Below are 19,545 nucleotides of genomic sequence, written 5' to 3'. Positions count from 1 at the left end.
GCTGGGTCAGGAGAGTCAGTCGAGTCCGGAAGGCAGGTGTGGCTAGTCTGCGGTTGGTCGGTCTGCGAGGCCGAGGCTCACAGCGATCGCGGCGGCCTGGACGCGGCTGCGGACGCCGAGCTTGGCGAGGATGTGGGTGACATGGACGCTGGCGGTCTTTGGGCTCATGTAGAGGGTCGCACCGATCTCTCGGTTCGTCTTGCCGTCGGCGAGAAGTGCGAGCACGTCCCGCTCGCGATCGGTCAAACCATAGTCGTCGGCCGCTGCGGCATCTTGCTTGGCGCCGTGCTCAGTGACTGCGTCGGTGAGGGGGATTCGCGCTAGTTTGGCGAGTTCGTCGATCTGCTCGCGCAGCGGCGCAGTGCGCAGCGATTCGGCCGTCAACCTAGCCGCTTCGAGCTCACGCGCTGCCCTTGCACGAAAACCTGCCACGCGGCCCTGTGCGAGGAATGCCTCGGCGGCCCGCAGCCGCGCCCTCGCCTCCGGATACGGCCAGCCGAGCGCGCTCCACTCCCTGACTGCGGCCAGCCACAGGTCCGGATCGGACGCTCCGTGGATGCGGGACCGCTCGGCCTCGATCATGGCGCCGACAGCGGCCGCCGTTACACCGGTGATGGCCCCGGTGAGCAGCTCTACCACTCGCTCGAACTCCTCGGGTGCGTTCTGCGCGACCGTAGCCTCCAGGCCGGCAAGCAGCAGCATGTCTGCACTGCGTTCCGCGTCTGTCCCGTGAACGATCTCGGCCGCACCGATCGCGACAGCTAGCGCCTCATCTGATCGGCCCAGGTGCAGGCACAGTTGGCACTGCACCTCGGCGTAGGTCACTTTCCGCATCGGCTGGTCGTCACGATCCAGGATGGCTGCCTTTTGCTGGAGCCGAGCCGCCGAGCTCAGGTCTCCACGCGCCATGCGAATCTTCGCGAACCTCCCTTCCAGGAGCGGGAGCTCGGAGCCACCGATGTGGCGTTCGTAGCTCAGCGCCTCGTCCCAGCGACCTAGCAAGTAGAGGCTTGTCACGGCATTGCTCTCCATCATGTCCTCAAGCCAGTGCCGGCCGGACATTAGCTGCCGCAGCTCGCGCTGCGTCAGGCTGAGGGCATCGAGTTGCTCGTCGAGCTTGCCTTGCGAGGCGTAGGTGTACGACAGACCAACACCTGCGAATGCAATGTCGTCTGGCTCGGCCACCTGCCGGGCGATCGACATCGCCTCGCGCAGGTCTGCGAGCCCTTCCGCAAACCGGCCGCTCACAGCGGTGGCCAACCCGAGCGTCATCTTGGCTTGGCCCACGGTTCGGATATCGCCCGCGGGAAGCGCCAGCGCGAGCGCGGACGTCGCAAGTTCGGCGGCCTCGGCTGCGCGGGAGTATGGCAGCATCACCAGCGCATGCCGTGCCAGGGTGCGGCCAAGGAGCAGTTCGTCTCCGTGCGGCACCAGATGCCTGGCGCGTTCGACGTCACGCAACGCTTCGTCGGAACCGCCGGCCCACATGCGCAGCCAGCCCCTGCTGAGCAAGACGGGCACCAGTTCCACGCTGTCGGCGCGCCCGGCCAGCGCCTCGTCGAGCACCGCTAGCGCCGCGGTCCGGTGTCCCGAGCTCCCGAGGTAGGACGCGGCTGACTGAGCCAACTGCAACCGGCTGGGCACGTCTGGGGTATCGGCGGTCGATTCGCGCACGGATGCGGCGACGGCATACCAGTGACCGGCCTCGGCAAGTGCGAACCGGGCCTCGGCGGCGCGCGCTGCCTCAACCGACCATCGCAGGGTGGCCGTTGGGTCGTCGGCCCGTCGATACTGCTCGGCTACCTCCGCTACGGCCGACGGACTCGCTGGCGTCCGCAGGGCTGTCTCGAGGTGGTGTGCGAGGCGGGCATGAATTTGCTGGCGTTCCGGTGTCAGCAGGTTCTCGTAGGCGACCTCGGCGAGGACTGGATGTCTCGCGGTGGTTCCATCGATCGGGTCCCTGATCAGGAGGCCTGACTCGCATCCCATCCGTATCAGGTCGGCCTCGCCACCAGTCACTGCTAAGAGTTCACCGTCGGTAAGCGGGCGGGCCAGCGTCCCGGCAGCGGCGACGAGCGTGCGTACGGCCCGCGGCACTAGCTGCAGGCGGCCCAGCAGCACGCGTCGCAGCGAGGCTGGCACGACCGGTTCAAGCCTCGCCAGCTCGGCGGTGAGATATGGGTTACCCGCACTGCGCTGATGGATTCGTTGCACATCCTCCGGCGTCGCGTCTGGCTGCAGTCTCCTCACCTGCAGGGCCGTCTCGGCGGCAGCGAGCCGCGCTAGTTGCAGGTCGCTGAGTTTGGGACCGCGCAACTGCTCGGCAAGCCATACCTCGCGATCCGCTTCGAGCACCTCGTCGCGCCAGGTCATGAGAACCAGTAGTCCGCGCACGGGCAGGTTTCGGGTCAGGTAGGCGAGGAAGTCGAGGGTCGACCAGTCCGCCCAGTGCGCATCTTCGACCAGGAGAACGGTGCCGGCCGGAGGGCCGTCGTCGAGCGTCTGCCGGAGGGTCTCGATCGTCTGCGCACGACCTGCCGCAGCAGAGGGAAACACCCGCTTCGCGACGCCAACGCTGAGCGCGTTGCCCAAGGCGATTTCCAGCCCGCTGTACGCCGCCGCGGCGGCCATTGGCGCGCAGCCACCGCGCAGAACGCGCGGTCCGTCATCCGGCCGACCGTCGAGCACCGTCTCCACCAGAAGGGTCTTGCCAATGCCCGCCTCACCCCGGATCATCACGGCAGCCGAGGTGGTCGGCAGTTCGGCGATCAACCCCCTGAGAAGCGCGGTTTCGCCCTCACGGCCCACCATTGCGGTGGTCATCTCACCATCTTGCGCCACTGCGGTGCGTGTAACCAGGACGGGCGACGTAGGCCGTATGCCGCCACTCACCAGCTGGCCCGGCCGCGGCAGTGGCGGCGGTACAAGGCGGCGGCCGGCCACGTCACAAGCGTTCGTTTGAACCAGGCGGCACAGTCGCGGTGCAGCGACGGACGACGTGCCCCGCGAGTCACCAAGGGGCTTGCGCACAATCCTTGACCTAACCGCCGAGATGCTCACCGTAAGGGTCCGCCGGGTCGCGGGTAAGTACTTTGACCCGCGATGTCTGCGCGGCTTCCCGATGTGGACACCGGACCCGACCGGCGACTGTCTTCCCATGAACATCTCCACGGACACCGGCAATGACAGCGCTGCCATCGGCGAACAACTTGCGGACGTCCGAACAGATTCGAGAAGACGGCTGACATCGTGTCGGTGCTGTCTGAGGTAATGCACCGCCTAGAGCTTCGTCTCCACATCATGTTGGCGGGGCACAGAGCGATCACTTCAGTGACCGAAGCGAGCCAAGTAAGGCAAGGGAAATCATGGGCGAGTCGACGAAATCAATACCAGCCGCGGCGAACGGCGGCAGAGCTCTAGCCGCTGGCGACATGCCTCAACCGAACAGAGATGAGATCCAAGCGGACCAGACCCCTGCATTCACGGTGGAAGAAGGTCATGGCAGGTGGTTGCTAGACGAGTTGGACCCCGACCAGATCAACCCGCGGAGCGTCTACGTCGGGAACCGATACCTGAATTCTCAGGTCAGCGTTCTGGTGGGGCGCTACGCCCAAGCCCGGGGCGACTTCAGAGTGGCTGTAGTGATGGGTTCTGATGTGATACCTAGTCCCGAGCGGCGTAGCTACATCCAGCGGGTCCGGGACGACCTGAAGTCCGCCAAGGCTGAGCTTGAGAAGGAGGATGAGGAGCCAAACCTGCCGGTCGCGGCCAACCTCCTTTCGCTGGCTGAGCGGTCCCTCATCTGGCTGTACCCGGACAATATCCTGCGTCAGAAGGCCAAGCTGGTACTTGACGAGCTGGAACAGTTGAAGCCGCGCCAGGCGGTGCTGATCACAGAACTCAAGTCCCTGATCACGGAAGATGCCGTTGACGAGAGGATGAAGCAGGCTTTGGTGGAGGCGAAGATGCGTGTCGACGGCGCCAAGGAGGACGCGCTGATCGAGGACGACCTGCAGGTGACACGTCTGCGGCGTGCCCGGACTTTTCTGATGATCGCCTTCGTCACCATCCTCGTTGCGGTGCCGATTACGACGAAGGTCAAATCAGGCGCCGGCCAGGTTATTTGGCCGGTTGCGCATATGAATGTCGTCCCGGACGAAAGAGTCAATGACAACCTGTTTCTTGTGCTCGGAGCCCTTGGACTCGCCGCACTCGGCGCGACCGGTGGCATCATGTCCGGCATGTTCCGCGTTCGGGACTCGCGAGCCAATCTGAGGGACTACCGGACGAGCATGCTCAACCTCGGCTTGAAGCCTCTCATCGGAGCTACTGCCGCGATCAGCATCTGCCTCTTCCTCAGTTGGGGAACGATCAACGGCATCGAGGTCACCAACGCCGGAACATTTGCAATGGCGGCCTTCCTTGCTGGATTCTCTGAGCGCTACTTCCTGCGATTCCTACAGGGCCAAACATCGGCGGCGCGAGAGGAGCTTGACCGAGATGAACCGCAGGCGAGCGGCACTCGCGCTTCCGTGCCATCGCGTCCGCACAGGTGAGAGCAGCGGCAGACAGCCGTGTCGGATGCACCGGCCACCTGATGTGTCCGGCGCGGCAGGCTTTGGCCGACAACCGAGGATTGTGAGAGCTGTGAGGATCACGGTGTGCGGTCCCGGATCGCGGTCTGTCAGGCGGCCGAAGGCACGCCCACACTCGCGCTCGTGCAAGGCGAGGCCCAGTGGAGTCTGTGCTCATTCCACAGGGACTCATCAGCGTTCGTGCGGCTGCGTGCGGTCTAGGCTGACCGCTTGGGCGACCTTGGCCGACGCCTTGGTCAGTGACGGCGGCCGCTCGCGGGCATCCACCCGGGGGGACTGCGGAGGTGGTAGCAGTTGGAGATCCCGGACTTGTCGCGGGCGAGTCGTCGACGACGTGACAACCTTTGGCGGTTGCTGGCATAGTCCGTCGCTGGCGGATGCTCGGACGCCACGACACGCTCGCCGGTCGACCCGCGCGGATCGCTGGCCTCGTCTGTCAGGTGATCAATGCTCGTCCAGCTGTGACCGGGCGAGCCCGAGCCGCACTGCGATCGCGGCGGCCTGGACGCGGCTGCGGACGCCGAGCTTGGCGAGGATGTGGGTGACATGGACGCTGGCGGTCTTTGGGCTCATGTAGAGGGTCGCACCGATCTCTCGGTTCGTCTTGCCGTCGGCGAGAAGTGCGAGCACGTCCCGCTCGCGGTCAGTCAAACCATACTCGTCGTAGGCCGCGTCATCCTGCTTGGCGCCGTGCTCGGTGACGGCGTCACCAAGCTGGAGGCGCGCCAACTTGGCAAGCTCGTCGATCTGCTCGCGCAGCGGCGCAGCGCCCAGCGATTCCGCCATTAACCTGGCCGCTTCGAGCTCACGCGCTGCCCTTGCACGAAAACCTGCCACGCGGCCCTGTGCGAGGAATGCCTCGGCGGCCCGCAGCCGCGCCCTCGCCTCCGGATACGGCCAGCCGAGCGCGCTCCACTCCCTGACTGCGGCCAGCCACAGGTGCGGATCGGAGGCTCCGTGGATGCGGGACCGTTCGGCCTCGATCATGGCGCCGACGGCGGCCGCCGTTGCACCTTCGACCGCGGCGCTGAGCAGCTCCACGAGTCGCTCGAATGAGTCCGATGCATGTTCCGCTACAGCAGCTTCCAGACCGTCTAGCAGCAACTCGTCCGTACCAGCTTCTACCTCTGTCCCGTGCACGATTTCGGCAGTAGCGAGCGCGATAGCAAGCGCCTCGTCCGAACGGCCCAGCTGTAGGCACAGTTCGCACTGCACGACAGCGTAGCCCAGTTTCCACATCGGCTGGTCGTCACGATCCAGGATGGCTGCCTTTTGCTGGAGCCGAGCCGCCGAGCTCAGGTCCCCACGCGCCATGTGGATTTGCGCGACCGTCCCCTCCAGTAGCGGAAACTCGGCGTCCGCGATGTGGCGTTCGTAGCTCAGCGCCTCGTCCCAGCGACCCAGCAGGTACAGATCTATCACGACGTTGGCCTCCATCATGTCCTCAAGCCAGTGCCGGCCGGACATGAGCCGCCGTAGCTCGCGCTGCGTAACGTGGATGGCGTCGAGTTGCTCGTCGAGCTTGTCCTGCAGGGCATATGCCGACGACAGACCAACACCTGCCAGTGCGACGTCGTCTGGCTCGGCCACCTGGCGGGCGATCGACATCGCCTCGCGCAGGTCAACCAGCCCGTCCTCGGGTCGGCCGCTCACAGCGGTGGCCAACCCGAGCGTCATCTTGGCTTGGCCCACGGTCCGAATGTCGCCCGATCGGAGCGCCAACTCGAGCGCGGTCGCAGCCAGTTCGGCGGCCTCGGCTGAGCGCGAGTACGGCAGCAGCACCAGCGCATGCCGCACCAGGGCGCGCCCAAGAAGCAACTCGTCCCTGGGCGGGACCAGGTGTCTGGCTCGTTCGAAGTCGCGCAACGCTTCGTCGGAGTCGCCGGCGTGCATGCGCAGCCAGCCCCTGCTGAGCAAGGCGGTCACCAGCTCAGGGCCATCGTCCTGCCCGACCAGGGCATCGTCGAGTACTGCGAGCGCCGCGGTCCGGTGTCCCGCACTTCCCAGGTAGGACGCGGCTGACTGAGCCAACTCCAACCTGCCGGGCAGGTCTGGGGTATCGGCGGTCGATTCGCGCGCGGATGCGGCGACGGCGTACCAGTGGCCGGCCTCGGCGAGTGCGAACCGGGCCTCGGCGGCGCGCGCTGCCTCGACCGACCATCGCAGGGTGGCCGTTGGGTCGCCGGCCCGTCGATACTGCTCTGCTACCTCTGCGACGGCCGACGGACTCGCCGCCACGGGCAGGTGTGTCTCGAGATGGTGTGCGACGCGAGCATGAATGTGCTCGCGTTCCGGGGGCAGTAGGTTCTCGTAGGCGACCTCGGCCAGGACCGGATGCCTCGCGGTGGTTCCATCGATTGGGTCCCTGACCAGGATGCCTGACTCGCATCCCCTCCGTATCAGGTCGACCTCGCCACCGACCACCGCTATCAGTTCGCCGTCGGTCAGCGGGCGGGCGACCGTCCCGGTAGCGGCGACGAGCATCCGTACGGCCGGCACCTGTGCTTGCAGGCGGCTGAGCAGCACGCGCCGCAGCGAGGCAGGCACGACCGGTTCAGGGTTCGTCAGCTCAGCGGTGAGATATGGGTTACCCGCACTGCGCCGGTGGATTCGTTGCACATCCTCCGGCATCGCGTCTGGCTGCAGGTTCCTTACCTGCAGGGCGGTCTCGGCCGCGGTGAGCCGCCGCAATCGCAGGTCGCTGAGTTTCGGGCTGCGTAGTTGCTCGGCAAGCCAGGCCTCTCGATCGGTTTCTGTAACTTCGTCGCGCCAGGTCACGATGACTAGCAGCCCGCGTGCAGGTAGGTTGCGGGTCAGGTAGGCGAGGAAGTCGAGGGTCGACCAGTCCGCCCAATGCACATCCTCGACCAGGAGTACTGTGCCGCCCGGCGGACCGTCGCCGAGCTCCTGTCGAAGCGCCTCGATCGCCAGCGCGCGCCCTGCTGCCGGTGACGGGACGTCGCCCGGCACCGCACCGGCGCTGAGCGCGGCACTGAGAATGATGTCCAAACCGCTGTACGCCGCGGCACCCGCCATTGGCGCGCAGGCGCCCCGCAGTACGCGCAGGCTGTCGTCCGGTCGACCTTCGAGCACCGTCTCTACCAACACGGTTTTGCCGATGCCTGCCTCGCCCCGGACCATCACAGCAGCCGAGGACATCGGTAACTCGGCGACCAACCCCCCGAGCAACGCGACCTCATCCCCTCGACCCACCAGCATGGCGGTCACGTCTCCATGATGCGCCAACGTCCGACAGACAACCAGCATGGTGCACAGCCCTGGTGGCACCGCCTACTGCGACTGCGGTCCGGCGGTCTGTCAATCGTCTGCCAATGAAACCGAGTTGTCCCAAGGCAGATCCGGTGCCACAGACAGCCGAACCGACAAGGTTTTCGCTTGAGAACAACAGAGACTCGGCGGCCCTCGCACTTGTAGAGCGGTGGTGGGCATTCGCTCTCGTGCTCGCAAGCATTCCGAGAGTGAGGTCAGCGGCTGGAGCCATCACAGCGGGAGTTCTGACGGGTAGGTCGTTGACTCAGCCCATTCAGATCGCTTCATCGGCTCCGTTACCGGCTGGCAGCAGGTTGCTCGTCGGGTGTCGTTCGTGACATTCGTCGGGCGGGTGACGCGGAGGAATCCAGCAGTTCGACGTCGTGGCAGCCTTCGGGGCCTTGCCGAGCCTCGGCGTTGCGTGGCAGTTCCGTGCGCCGTGGCAGTCAGTAGGAACGGACGGCAAATGCTGGGAGTCAAAACCCGCGGCCGGTGACTCCGCGAGCAACTGGCGTAGGTCAGTGCGCAGACAGTCCCAGCGGACCAGAGCCTGACGAAGCCGGAGCTGCGCACTCTTCTGGCCGCAAGTACATGGCGATCGTGACCGCTGGGGACCTTCTACATTCAGCTCATCCGTCCGTTGCAGCTAACCACCAGTTGTCGGCGAGTTGGTCAGCATGTCGGTCGGTCCACCGGGAACCTATCGTCATGGCAAATGTCGGATCGGTCCTGGGATTGGCAATCCCCTGAAACCCTAGAGACTTGATCTTGTTGTTTCGGTTTGTTGGCCGGCTCCCGCTTGGTGGCCTGGGGGCTCGCCCGGAGCCGGGGTCAAGGCTGGCCGGAGGCCACCCGGAGGGCGTGGTCTTGACGCCGGGGAGGGCGAGGTCAGACTCGGCGTGCGGGGGTCTGGTCGTTTCATGCCGCTTGTTCCGGTTGGTGGTTGTTGCCCAGGTGGGTGAGTTCGTTGTCGATCGGTGAGCGCATGCCGAGGGCGGAGTGGCGCCGGTCGTGGTTGTAGTTCTCGATCCAGGCCGCGATTCGGGTGCGAGCCTGGGCCAAGGTGTGGAAGTGCTCGAGGCTGCGTAGTTCGAACTCCAGGGTGGAGTGCCAGGATTCGATGACGGCGTTGTCGAGTGCCGAGCCGGGCCGGCCCATGGATTGGGTGATGCCGAGCCGTCCGCAGGCGGCTCGGACGGTGCCGGCGGTGTATTCGCTGCCCTGGTCGGTGTGCAGGATCACCCCGGTGATCGCTTCCTTGCCGCCGCGGACTGCGACGGCCATGACCAGCGCGTTGTAGGCGAGTTCGGCGTTGTGGTGTTCACCGAGGCTGAACCCGACGATGCGCCGAGACGCCATGTCCAGCACGGAGTCCAAGTACAGTTTGGCTTCGTCGGTGGGGATCTCGGTGCCGTCGCCGTACCACTTGCGATTCACCGTGCCGGCAGGGAAGTCACGACCGATCAGGTCGGGTGCCCGCCACTTTCCCCGGCCTGGGCGGGTCGTGTGCCTGCGGCGGCGTTTGCGCCGGGCCTGCAGCCCGAGCTCGCGCATCAGCTGCGCGACGGTGTTCTTGCTGACTCGCCAGCCCTCGTCGCGCAGGTCGGCGGTGATCCGCGGCGAACCATAGGTTCCGTGATGCTGGGCAAACAGTCTTCGGATCGCCACCTTGAGCTGCTCTCGCCGCGCACGCTGCGCCGAGGCGTCGCCGTACTTGACTACCTGGCGCCATTTGTAGAACCACGCTTGGGACACTCCCAGCACCCGGCACGCTACCGCGTGCGGCACCCCATACTGCTCCCTCTGGGCGGCGATGAACGCGGCCACGGCTACCGGCCCATCGCGTCCTTGACCCAGAGGGCCACCGAGCGCTTGAGGACATCGCGCTCCATCGCCAGCTCCGCGTTCTCCTTGCGCAGCCGGGCCAGCTCGGCCCGCTCGTCCTCGCTCAACTGACCGTCACCACCGTGGACCCGCTTGTCTCTGGCCACCCAGTTCGCCAGCGTGCCCGCGTTCACGCCGAGCTCCCGGGCCACCTGCGCGATCGGCTTGCCCGTCTCCCGAACAATCCGAACCGCACCCTCGCGGAACTCCCGATCAAACTTCCGTCTCACCTCAGCCATCACCCTCACCTCAAAGGGGATGTCTCCGCGTTACGAGGGGAAACCCAGATCTCGCCAGCGCTGACGCTGCAGTTCGTACCGTCGGCAGCGGAGTTGAAGGAGTTCAAAGCAACTCGGGTACTGCGCACTCGGTGGGCAGTGGCGCGCTCCGGAGGCCGATGTGCTGGAGTCTTCGCGCCAGGCTGTCATGGTGATTCGCGTGCCAGGTGTCGTCGGGGCGAGCTTGAGCCAGGATGTCGTCGCTCCGGACGTTGAAACGCTCGCGGTGGGCCGCCACGTCGCGTATCAGGTCGCGTGCATCGTCACTAGTTGCTGCAGGCGCTGCGAGGAGCATGCGATACCAGGCAGGGTGTGCTGACGCGGCTTCGTCTACGAGCCAATCGGCGCGTTGGCTGATCAGGGACTCGAGTTCCTGCAAAGCAGCCTTGTAGGTCGGATTGGTGGCGTGGGTGGAGGGTATGGCGAGGCCAGCAAGGAGCGAAGTTGACGCGGTATTGGTGCGGCGTTCTGTTCGGTTGGTGACGCGTTCGACGCGGGCGTGGAGAACCGCGGCGAGGTCTTTGGCGGTCGATAGGGAGGACTGAGTTGCGGCTTCCTGGAGGGTGGTGGGGACGTCTAGGCCCAGGTGCTCGGCTCGGCGGAGGGCTGCGATGAGGGCGCCGAAGGCGGGGGAGGATTGGAGGGCGGTTTGGTCGATAGCATCGAGGCCGCAGTTGGCGATGGCAGGACGGTAGCGTTCGCGGGCCTCGAGTTGACTGAGGTGTTCGTGGATGGGGACCAGGCGGTCGAGGCGGGTGGCGTTGTCGAGTTCCTCGCGCATCATCTCGTGCGCGGAACGTTCAATGCCGTCTTGTTGAAGGATCGCCTCGAGGACGTCTTGCAGGGTTTGGGGGAACTGGGGTTCGTGCTGCTCGGCCGTGGTGGTGTGCGTCGCCACGTAAGCGCGGTTGGTGTTGCGGCCGCGGGTCATGCCGACGTACATGAGGGCTCGGGTGAGTTTGTCGGTGACGAGTAGGTGGGCGCTGTCGACAGTGGCGCCTTGGGCTCGGTGGGCGGTGGTGGCGTAGGCGAGTTCGACGGACTCTCGGACGTAGGTGCGGGGGAGGGTTACGGTTTGGAGGTCGTCGTTCTGGACGGTAAGGGAGCCGTCATGCCAGCGGCGGATGACTGTCCAGCGGTTGCCGTTTTGGACGAATCCGCGCTGCCCGATGCGAAGACGTCGGTTGTTGAGGCGGGTGACGATGTGGTCGCCGACGCCGACGTGATTGCCGTCGTGAAGGACGACTCCGTCGGGCTCTACTTCGCCGGTGGTGATGCGATCGAGGCGCGCGCGGGCGTTTAGCCGGCTGACGGTGGAGTTGTCGGAGGCTATGAGAAGGCTGGTTTCGCCTGCTGCTGTGTCGGCTTTCCAAGCAAGGTAGGCGGCGTCCTCCATGTTCTCGAGTGAACCGTGCGACAGGCGGTCGTGTTCGTGGTAGGTGTCGATGACATCCGGCTGACCATCGCGGAGCCTAAGGCTGACCTCTCGTTCCCAGTCGTTGCTGAATCGCCAGACGTCGCTGAGTTCGGCGGCTTGCGTGTCGCGCGCGATGAGTCGGAAGGCTCCGCCGGTGTCGGCGGCTCCGAGCTGGGCGTCATCACCGACGAGGAGTAGCTTGGCTCCGACCCGATTGGCCTCACGAGCGAGGGCCGCCAACTCCATCGTTCCGGCCATGGACGCCTCGTCGACGATCACGAGCTGGTTTCTCCGGAAGCGCCATCGATCGTCTTCGGTCCGTACGCGAGCGAGCTCGCCAACGATTCGCCGATGGCGTCGTCGTCGGCCGGCTTCATCGGCTGTTTGAGCTGCACGCTCGAGCTCGCCGATCCATCGTCTCCGCTGGTCCGCACCGATCCCAACGGCCTCATGCAGCCACTTCGCGACGTTGTCCGCGGACAGTCCGAGGGTGTCCGCAAGGATCGTTGCAGCCGCTGACGAAGGCGCTAGAGCGAGGATGGATCCCTCGCCGTGTTCGGTCTCCCAGGCGGTGCGTAGTGCGGCTAGCAGGTGAGTCTTTCCTGCGCCGGCCGGCCCGACAAGGGCCTCGACGACTTGGCCGCTTGAAGCGACTCGGAGCAGCGCTTGGAGCTTGTCCTCGCTCAAGTTTGCATGTCGATAACCGTTCGATTCCAAGGTCGGTCCGGTCATCGTGCGCGCAAGATCGAGCAATAGGCTCTCGGCACCCAGGATCACCGGCGACGTGAAGATCTCGCCGTTGTGGATCGTGAAGACGCTCTGGTTGTCGGCCCGGTGCGCCGGCGACGTGAAGAGTACTGGAGGGGAGATGCTGATCGACTGGCCTTCGGCGCTCTGGACGATTGCCTCGAGCATCATGAACCTGTCTTTTGAACTGGCCATCCGCACGAGACGACTCTGGCGTGCGGCTTCAGCGAGAAGGTTCCAGCGCGTCCAGGTGGACCGCTTGGTCTGTAGGGCCAGCACCGTGGTTGCGCCGTACGCCTGGATTGTCTCCGGGCTGAGATCGTCCGCCGACAGCGGGCGTTCTGTAACCCGGTTCAGGGCATCCTGAACGACGGCTGCGGCCTGTCCGTGGGTGACTCGGTCGGCGCGCTCGCGCCAAGCTTGCATGAGGTCGGCGAGAGGTCTCGCGAGGTGCTTGGCGGGACGGTTCATCAGGGTCGCTTGCTGTCTCAGCAGGTACATGTCGCGTCTGCCGAGAGATCCACTCTCGTCACTGCGCTGAGCCAGAAGTGCCACCAGATTTGCCTCGATCTGCTCCGTCCGTGACGAGAACTCGCTGATCAGGTCATCGGGAATCCCGTCGATCTCGAAGGCGGCGTTGCGGCGCTCGCCGCGCTCCCGGAGCTGCCAGCCGACGCCGAGTCGCTGGCTGAGGTTGTCTGCGAGGAGCGTGTTGTGGACCTCGGACATCGCCACAGTCGCGGCGTACAGGACCCTCCCGTCGATCGTGCGCCACTGCGCGTCAGTCGAGGCCTGAACCCGGTTTGCCACGACGACATGGGTGTGAAGTTGTGGATCCCCGCTGCGGGTGTCCCAGTGATCGAACGCCGCCGCGATCACACCGCGAGTGTTGAGCTGCGCCACGCCGTTCTCGCCGGTTCGGGTAAACAGAGCTTGCCGCTCGACGAGGCCGATGACGTCGTGGACCGCTTCGTGGTGGGCGGCAACGATCTGCTCTTGTACGCCCACGTCCGCGGTCGCCCACAGCGCCGATACCGACTTGACGGGGGAGAAGGTGAGGTCGTAACCGGCGACGGCCTGCTTGGTCCTTCGCCTGGCTTCATCATCGCGGATCTCCTCGATCGCGAGCTCTCGCCGTGCCGGATCCAGCTCAGGGTCAAGCGCGCGAACTCGCTCGGTCATGCGCTCCGTAGGGCTCTTGTAGACCCGGTACGGTCGGCCGAGAACGGTCCCAGTGACGGGATCTTCGGCTCGCCCGAACAGCGATGCCATCTGAGCTTCGGTCACCTCGTCTCCGACCCTCAGCTGGCCGTCGCCCAGCCCGAAGAGGCCGTTGCCCAACCACCTCCCCGCGGGATACCCGGAGCTCGCGTAGTACGCCGTCAGCGTCGTAGCCATGCGCCGATCGACGTCTCCTGTCGCCACGTGCTTGAGCAGATATTTGTATCCCTCGCCTGCCGTCAGTCGGTGAATACTGAGCATCGGTCAGCGCCACTTTCCCTGCGGGACGCGATGCGTAGTCAGCGACCGGTACTGATAGTGGCAGAGGAGGATTCCGGCACGCAGGGCTTTGAGCTGAGGATGGCCCGAGGCTTCGGAGCTGAGGTTCATGTGAGTTCAACGCCGCGCCGCAGATGCCTCGCTGCTGCCGCTCCGGCAGCTGAAGCATTCCCTGAATGCAAGACGTGTAACGGCTTGCGACTCCGTCGCTGCGGCGGCGGATGAGGGTCGGGGACACTGGTGCGGGCGAGCCGGTAGACGTGGAAGACAGGGGTCTTCGGGGGCGGTTGGATTGTTGCTGCGAGCGCGTGGGTCTGCGTCCGGCAGGAGGCCCCGGCGGCACGGCCTCGGTGTCCGCGTCCGAGGCACGTTGCGCGAGCTGCAGCGGACGAACAGCTGACGGTGTCCACCTCAACCTTGGCCGTCGCTCTCCTGGCCGCTGTAGCGAACGGCATTCGGTACCGACGCTGCAGGCGTCCTGGTTTTCAGAGTCCTCACGCCAGCCCCAACGGCCCATGTCGTACAGCCGAACCAGACTGGTCAGGGCGGCTCTCGATGAGATGGACAGCGACTGCCGTCAGCGACTCGCCTGCCTCGCGCTGGGTCCGCACCCAGGGTCTGGCCGCCAAGACGTGCCGCACCCGAGCGTGCCGCGCTGAGTGGCGGTGCGTCTCAACGCTTACGCTGTTCGAGTAAGGTGAATAGAGAGGGAGACCGCGGTGGGGGACCTGGAGTTGGCGGACTTTATCGCCGCGCTACGTGACGAGCTCGCGACAGCGCAGGAGCGTGCGAAGGGTGACACGCTGAAGCTGGGGGTGGATCAGATCGAGCTGTCCCTGGATATCGCGTACACCGTCGAGATGTCCGCTGATGCGGATGCCAGGGCGAAGCCGAAATTCTGGGTGCTTGAGTTCGGGGAGGCGGGGGTCTCCGCTTCCGTCGGCTCGGAACGGGTCCGGACGCAGCATCTGAAGCTCGTGCTCACCCCACAGATCGAGGACACAGTCACCGATGTCACGGGGCATACCCATAAGGTTGGCCGCGGCCTCGATGTCGACGGCGAGCTGGGCGCAGACGAGGAGCGCCCTGCAATGCCAGAGCTGCCAGCTGGGCCCAGCTGAGTGCATGCTGAAGGTGTAGAGCGGTGAGGCATCCGTCGCAGGCTTGCCTTGCTGAGATCGTTGTCACCGATCACTCAGGATCTTCATCGCGAGGATCAGGTTACCTGGTCTCGCCCGGCTGGGTGCTCACCGCTGCGCATGTCGTTTCCAGTGCTGCCGAGATCGGCGTCTGGCTCGGGGCAGCGTCCCGGATGCGCGCTGAAGACGGCATCGGGGTCGAGCCAGCCGCAGTGCGGTTGCAACCTGAACTGGATCTGGCACTTGTACCGGTGCAGTCCGTTCCGGCCGACTTCATCCCGCCGCTGTTCGGAGCGATCGATCGAGAATCCGCGGCCGAGGTGCCAGTCGTCGCCGCGGGCTTTCCCTGGTTCAAGTTGCGACCGATGCCCGGTCAGCAGGACAGGTACCTGCGAGACGTTCACTACGCGACAGCGCACATCGTCGGTGCAGCGAACGCCAAGACCGGCACCTTCGAGTTCACGACTGGTGGCGCTGGCCCCGCTCCGCATGCTGACCAAGATCGCTCGCCGTGGCAGGGCATGTCGGGTTCGGCAGTCTTTGCGTCCGGCCATCTCATCGGCGTGATCGGTCAGCACCACCACGCGGAGGGTCTACACACGTTGACCGTCCGACCGCTGCGACTCCCGCCGGGCAGCGAGTTCAGAGACCCTGACGCACTCATCTCTGCATGGTCCGACGTGGTACCACAGCTCGCTGAGTCGATGCCGGTGATCGCGCCGACGCCTCTGCGGGAGTTGACAGCTACACGCGCGAATCGACGTGCTCGGGAGTTGACCCCATCCATCCTGATCGGGCGCGACGACGAGCTTCACAGGCTAGGCGGCTTCGCCGCGGATCCTCATGAGTCGTGGCTCTGGTTGCAAGCAGATGCCTTCGCGGGCAAGTCTGCATTGTTGGCCTGGTTCGCTCTACATCCCCCAGAGAACACCGATGCAGTTGCCTGCTTCCTCCAGGCCGCGTCGGCGGACAACACTGCGAACTACGCGCTCGACGTATTGAACTCGCAGCTCGCGGCCCTCGCGGGACGTACGGGCTACAGCTCACCTGCGCAGACGTCTGATCGCGTCTCCGATCTGCTCGATGATCTGCTTCCCGCGGCAGCGGCCGCATGCAGGCAACGGCTCCGTCGGCTGCTGCTGATCGTCGACGGCTTGGACGAGTACAACCCCGCGGAGGCGCGAGCGCTGTCGGCATGGCTGCCAGACCCAGACACCTTGCCGGCAGGGGTTTCACTTGTCGTCGCCAGTCGTTCCCGCATCGAGGTTCGTTTGACCGAGCGGCACCCACTACACGCGCACGTCGAGGTTCTTGTTCCTTCGGAGGCTGCGACCGAGATCCGTTCTCTGGCTGCGCAGGAAATCCAGGACGCACTGCGATCGGCGTCTGACGACTTGCAATATGAAGTGGTCGGCCGCCTCGCCGCTTGTGGTGGGCAGATGACAACTGCAGATCTAAGACTCTGGATGCAGCGCGGCAAGCCCCGCCGAGACCTTCCTTCGTTGGAATACCTCACCGCGAAAGTCGCCGTGTGGTTCCCGCGGACGATCCGCGTTAGCCGAGAACAGGACCGGCCCGCAGGCGACACCCTGGCGTTTACGCACCTCACACTTCAGGCGGCCGTAGATGAACTGTTCGCGAGAAGCATCGCTCAGTATCGCGGTGAGCTGCATTCCTGGGCGGATGAGGTCGGCGGCGAGGGCTGGCCTGGGACGACTCCGACATACCTGCTGGTGGGGTACTTCCAGCTGCTGACTCTGCTCCATGAACCGGACAGGCTGGCTGCGCTCGCGCTGGACCCGCGGCGTCATGACCTGATTTACCTAGCCACCGGAAGCGACGCCGACACGCTCAACGAAATACGCACTGCTCAGACGATTCTGGCGAGCTCGGACGAACCCGATCTCCTCGCCATCGCGACGCTCGCCCTCCACCGGGATCGCCTTTCCGACCGCAACCGTGACATGCCGACCGCCCTGCCTGCGTTGTGGGCCAGGCTCGGCCATCCCGTCAGAGCCTTGGCCATGGCACGAGCAATCCCCGAACAATTTCGCAGGGTTGAAGCATTCGCAGACCTCATTAAGACGCTAGCGGAACTCGGGAAGTACGACCGAGCAGCGATCGTCGCGACCGCTGCGGACGAGGAGGTCGACGAGTTCGTCAGGCACGACGTCTTGATCGCCTTGGTCGAGGGCCTCGCCGAGGCCGGGCAGTACAAGCGCGCGGAATCGGCTGCGACGAGCGTGGAGGACGGCTACACACGTTCTCGGATGCTGTCGGTTCTCGCGGCCGCGTTGGCCAAGGCGGGCCAGCACGATCGAGCGTTCGCCGTGGCGAACAGCGGCGGACCGTACTCGCGCGACCGGGCGCTCGCGTCAGTCGTGCCTGCTTTCGCAGACGCTGGAGACTTCGCGCATGCCGAGGCCGCAGCTGGTGGGATTGCTGACGGCCGTCATCGCACCGAGTCCCTGATCGCGCTGGCCACTGCGCTTGTGGGCGCCGGCCGACTTGAAGATGCCCGGAACACAGTCAAACCGCTGACTAGGTCGTCCGAGCGGATCGAGGCGTTGACAGCCATGGCTAGGGCGGCGACCAAGCGAGGGGAACTGGCCCGGGGAGCACAGCTTATCGACGACGCCATTGCCGTTGCCGCGACAATCACTCATCCGTACGAACAACGCACGGCCCACATCGCACTTGTCGGTGCACTCGCTGCCTGCGGCGAATACCGTCGCGCTCGAGATATGATCACTGCTCCGCAGGACCAGACCGAGGCGCAGATCGAACTCGTCCGCGCTCTGGTCGCCGCAGAGCACTGGGACCAGGCTACCGAGATCGCTGCCAACGCCGGGCGATACCGAGAGCCCGCCGTGAAGCGGGCATGGGCTGAGGCTCTCGCCAAGGCCGGCGAATACGACAAGGCTGTGGATGTTGCCGCAAGCATCACCGATCCACACTGGCGCGACCGCGCCCACCTGGAACTGGCCAGGGTGCTCGCTGAGGCGCACGAATATGACCGCGCTGGCGCCGCCGCTGCTGCGATTGCGAACCACCGCACCCAGGCCGAGGCCAGGACAACCGTCGCCAACCGGCTCGCCGTGGCAGGAGAGCATGACGCCGCGCTCCATCTAGCCGACGAAACCACTACCACCCTTATCTCGCTAGCGAGTGACCGTCTGGAAGAACGCCAAGTATTTGTGCGGGCGTTGGTCGGCGCGGGTCAGTATGATCGCGCCGCTGCAGTCGTCGCGACCGGAGCAGACCATGACAGCCGATCCGACGAATTGGCGGCGTTGGCGGATGCGTTGACTTCCTGCGGCGAGTTCGATCGCGCGGCGGCCGTCGCCGCGACGATCACCGAGCCATATCCGCAGGCGCTGTCGTTGATAACGCTCAGCGAGGCGCTGGCCTCTGCAGCGGCGTACGAGAGATCCATCCAAACGGCCCGCTCTATCTCCAACTCGTACTGGCGAGCCAAGGCAACGATCAAGGTGATCGGAGTGATGGCAGCCGACGAACCAGACCGAGTCCGGAGTCTTGGCGAAGACGTCGTGGCCGATATCGGCGCGGTCACCGACCCAGATGGGCAGGTCGAACTCATGGCCGGGTTGGCGGCGGCTTCGGCCCCGCTCCACGAACGCGAGTTGGCACTGCGGATGATCGACAATGCGGAGGTCGTCGCCGCCGCTATCGATCCAGGCTTCGGGCGCTCAGCCGCCCTCGCGTCCGTGGTCAAAGCGCTGGCGAGGCTTGGTCGATTCGATCGTAGCCTGGAACTTGTGGCCACCGTCCCGCTACCAATGGACCGATCCGAGGCGCTGGCGGCCTTGATTATTGCCTTGGTCGAGGCCGGGGAGTACGAACGAGCAATAACCCTCGCCGACAGCAACGATCTTGTCGATCGTGATCAACTGGCTTCTGCGACGTGCCTTGGTTTGGTGCACACGGCGGAGTTCGACCTTGCAAGGAGGCATGCCGCGACCATTCGCGATCCGGGCGAGCGCGGCGCGGCACAGATCGCCCTGCTCCGCGCAGTCTTAGGCGATTGGGCGGCAAGCGAGGTACTCCAGCTCGCTGACGAGATCACCGACACGGTTGACCAGATCTCGGTCAGCCACGTGCAAACGGAGACTCGATCCGAGCTGGTCTCGGCACTCGTCGACGCCGGGCAGCTCGATTCCGCGATCTGGCTGGTCGATCGGGTGGCCTCCGAATTGCGCCTCGGCATCCACTCGGACGGGCATGCAGAAGCGCTGACCGAACTCGCCTCCGCACTGGCTGGGTCTGCCGAGCCCTCGGTCTGCAGGCATCTACTTGCAGACGCCTGGCTCGAAGGAAACTGGCTCATCCCGGTGCGGCCGCTCGGAAGGATCGCTCCAGAGGTGCTGCTCCAACTCACGGACGCGCAATTCCCTTCGTCCGCCCCGAGTTGACGTCCTGCAACGTACAGCCAGGTATTCGGTCCGGCTGGTCGCGCAAGCTCCTACCGGGACGTCGAGCTGATGCGATTCCGCGGCGGGTCGCCACGACGCACATTGCCTGTTTGCCTCAGAGACGATGGCATCGGTCTACGGGCCAGCGGAATGACAGCGGTCTTCGGCTTGAGTTCCGTCGAAGACGCACCAGGCGCCGCCGATGTCGAGGAGATTTGGAGCTAGAGCACGATCGTGTACTTGTACGCCACATCGCGGCTCGAAATGTCGCTGTTGGCAGGT

At 65.4% G+C, this 19,545-nt stretch carries 8 protein-coding genes; 3 read left to right on the top strand and 5 right to left on the bottom strand.

Annotation, left to right across the window (positions count from 1 at the left end; translation table 11 throughout):
- Positions 1–42 precede the first annotated feature (42 nt).
- A complete protein-coding gene (locus ACZ6O0_RS16285) occupies positions 43–2,823 on the bottom strand; it encodes a helix-turn-helix transcriptional regulator (RefSeq protein WP_465765722.1) in 2,781 nt (926 codons plus the stop codon).
- Between the two features lie 542 nt (positions 2,824–3,365).
- Here ACZ6O0_RS16285 and ACZ6O0_RS16280 point away from each other — a divergent pair.
- Positions 3,366–4,556, top strand: a complete 1,191-nt coding sequence (locus tag ACZ6O0_RS16280; protein ID WP_465765721.1) for a hypothetical protein — start codon at positions 3,366–3,368, stop codon at positions 4,554–4,556.
- Between the two features lie 483 nt (positions 4,557–5,039).
- Here ACZ6O0_RS16280 and ACZ6O0_RS16275 read toward each other — a convergent pair whose 3' ends face one another.
- From ACZ6O0_RS16275 to mobF, 4 genes are all read right to left on the bottom strand, one after another.
- Entirely contained in the window at positions 5,040–7,814 is a 2,775-nt protein-coding gene (locus ACZ6O0_RS16275; protein WP_465766417.1) for a helix-turn-helix transcriptional regulator, read from the bottom strand.
- A 969-nt stretch (positions 7,815–8,783) separates the two neighbouring features.
- Positions 8,784–9,692: an IS3 family transposase gene (locus ACZ6O0_RS16270; protein WP_465765720.1), complete on the bottom strand. Its 909-nt coding sequence runs from the start codon at positions 9,690–9,692 to the stop codon at positions 8,784–8,786.
- 2 nt (positions 9,693–9,694) lie between these two features.
- Positions 9,695–9,988, bottom strand: a complete 294-nt coding sequence (locus ACZ6O0_RS16265; RefSeq protein WP_465765719.1) for a transposase — start codon at positions 9,986–9,988, stop codon at positions 9,695–9,697.
- Between the two features lie 103 nt (positions 9,989–10,091).
- Positions 10,092–13,673, bottom strand: a complete 3,582-nt coding sequence (mobF, locus tag ACZ6O0_RS16260) for a MobF family relaxase (RefSeq protein ID WP_465765718.1) — start codon at positions 13,671–13,673, stop codon at positions 10,092–10,094.
- 737 nt (positions 13,674–14,410) lie between these two features.
- Here mobF and ACZ6O0_RS16255 point away from each other — a divergent pair.
- Positions 14,411–14,812: a trypco2 family protein gene (locus ACZ6O0_RS16255; RefSeq protein WP_465765717.1), complete on the top strand. Its 402-nt coding sequence runs from the start codon at positions 14,411–14,413 to the stop codon at positions 14,810–14,812.
- Positions 14,813–14,835: 23 nt separating this feature from the next.
- Positions 14,836–19,263, top strand: coding sequence for a trypsin-like peptidase domain-containing protein (locus ACZ6O0_RS16250; RefSeq protein WP_465765716.1), 4,428 nt, complete (start codon positions 14,836–14,838; stop codon positions 19,261–19,263).
- Positions 19,264–19,545: the final 282 nt, after the last annotated feature.

This window comes from Kribbella sp. NPDC048837 (assembly GCF_055586945.1).
Note: the sequence above shows the minus strand (reverse complement) of the source record. Positions and strands in the feature narration are given on the sequence as shown.

What these genes read in the sequence shown, in the direction of transcription:
- ACZ6O0_RS16285 (WP_465765722.1), bottom strand. Translation starts at nt 2,823, where the DNA reads ATGACCACCGCAATGGTGGGCCGTGAGGGCGAAACCGCGCTTCTCAGG.
- ACZ6O0_RS16280 (WP_465765721.1), top strand. Translation starts at nt 3,366, where the DNA reads ATGGGCGAGTCGACGAAATCAATACCAGCCGCGGCGAACGGCGGCAGA.
- ACZ6O0_RS16275 (WP_465766417.1), bottom strand. Translation starts at nt 7,814, where the DNA reads ATGCTGGTGGGTCGAGGGGATGAGGTCGCGTTGCTCGGGGGGTTGGTC.
- ACZ6O0_RS16265 (WP_465765719.1), bottom strand. Translation starts at nt 9,988, where the DNA reads ATGGCTGAGGTGAGACGGAAGTTTGATCGGGAGTTCCGCGAGGGTGCG.
- mobF (WP_465765718.1), bottom strand. Translation starts at nt 13,673, where the DNA reads ATGCTCAGTATTCACCGACTGACGGCAGGCGAGGGATACAAATATCTG.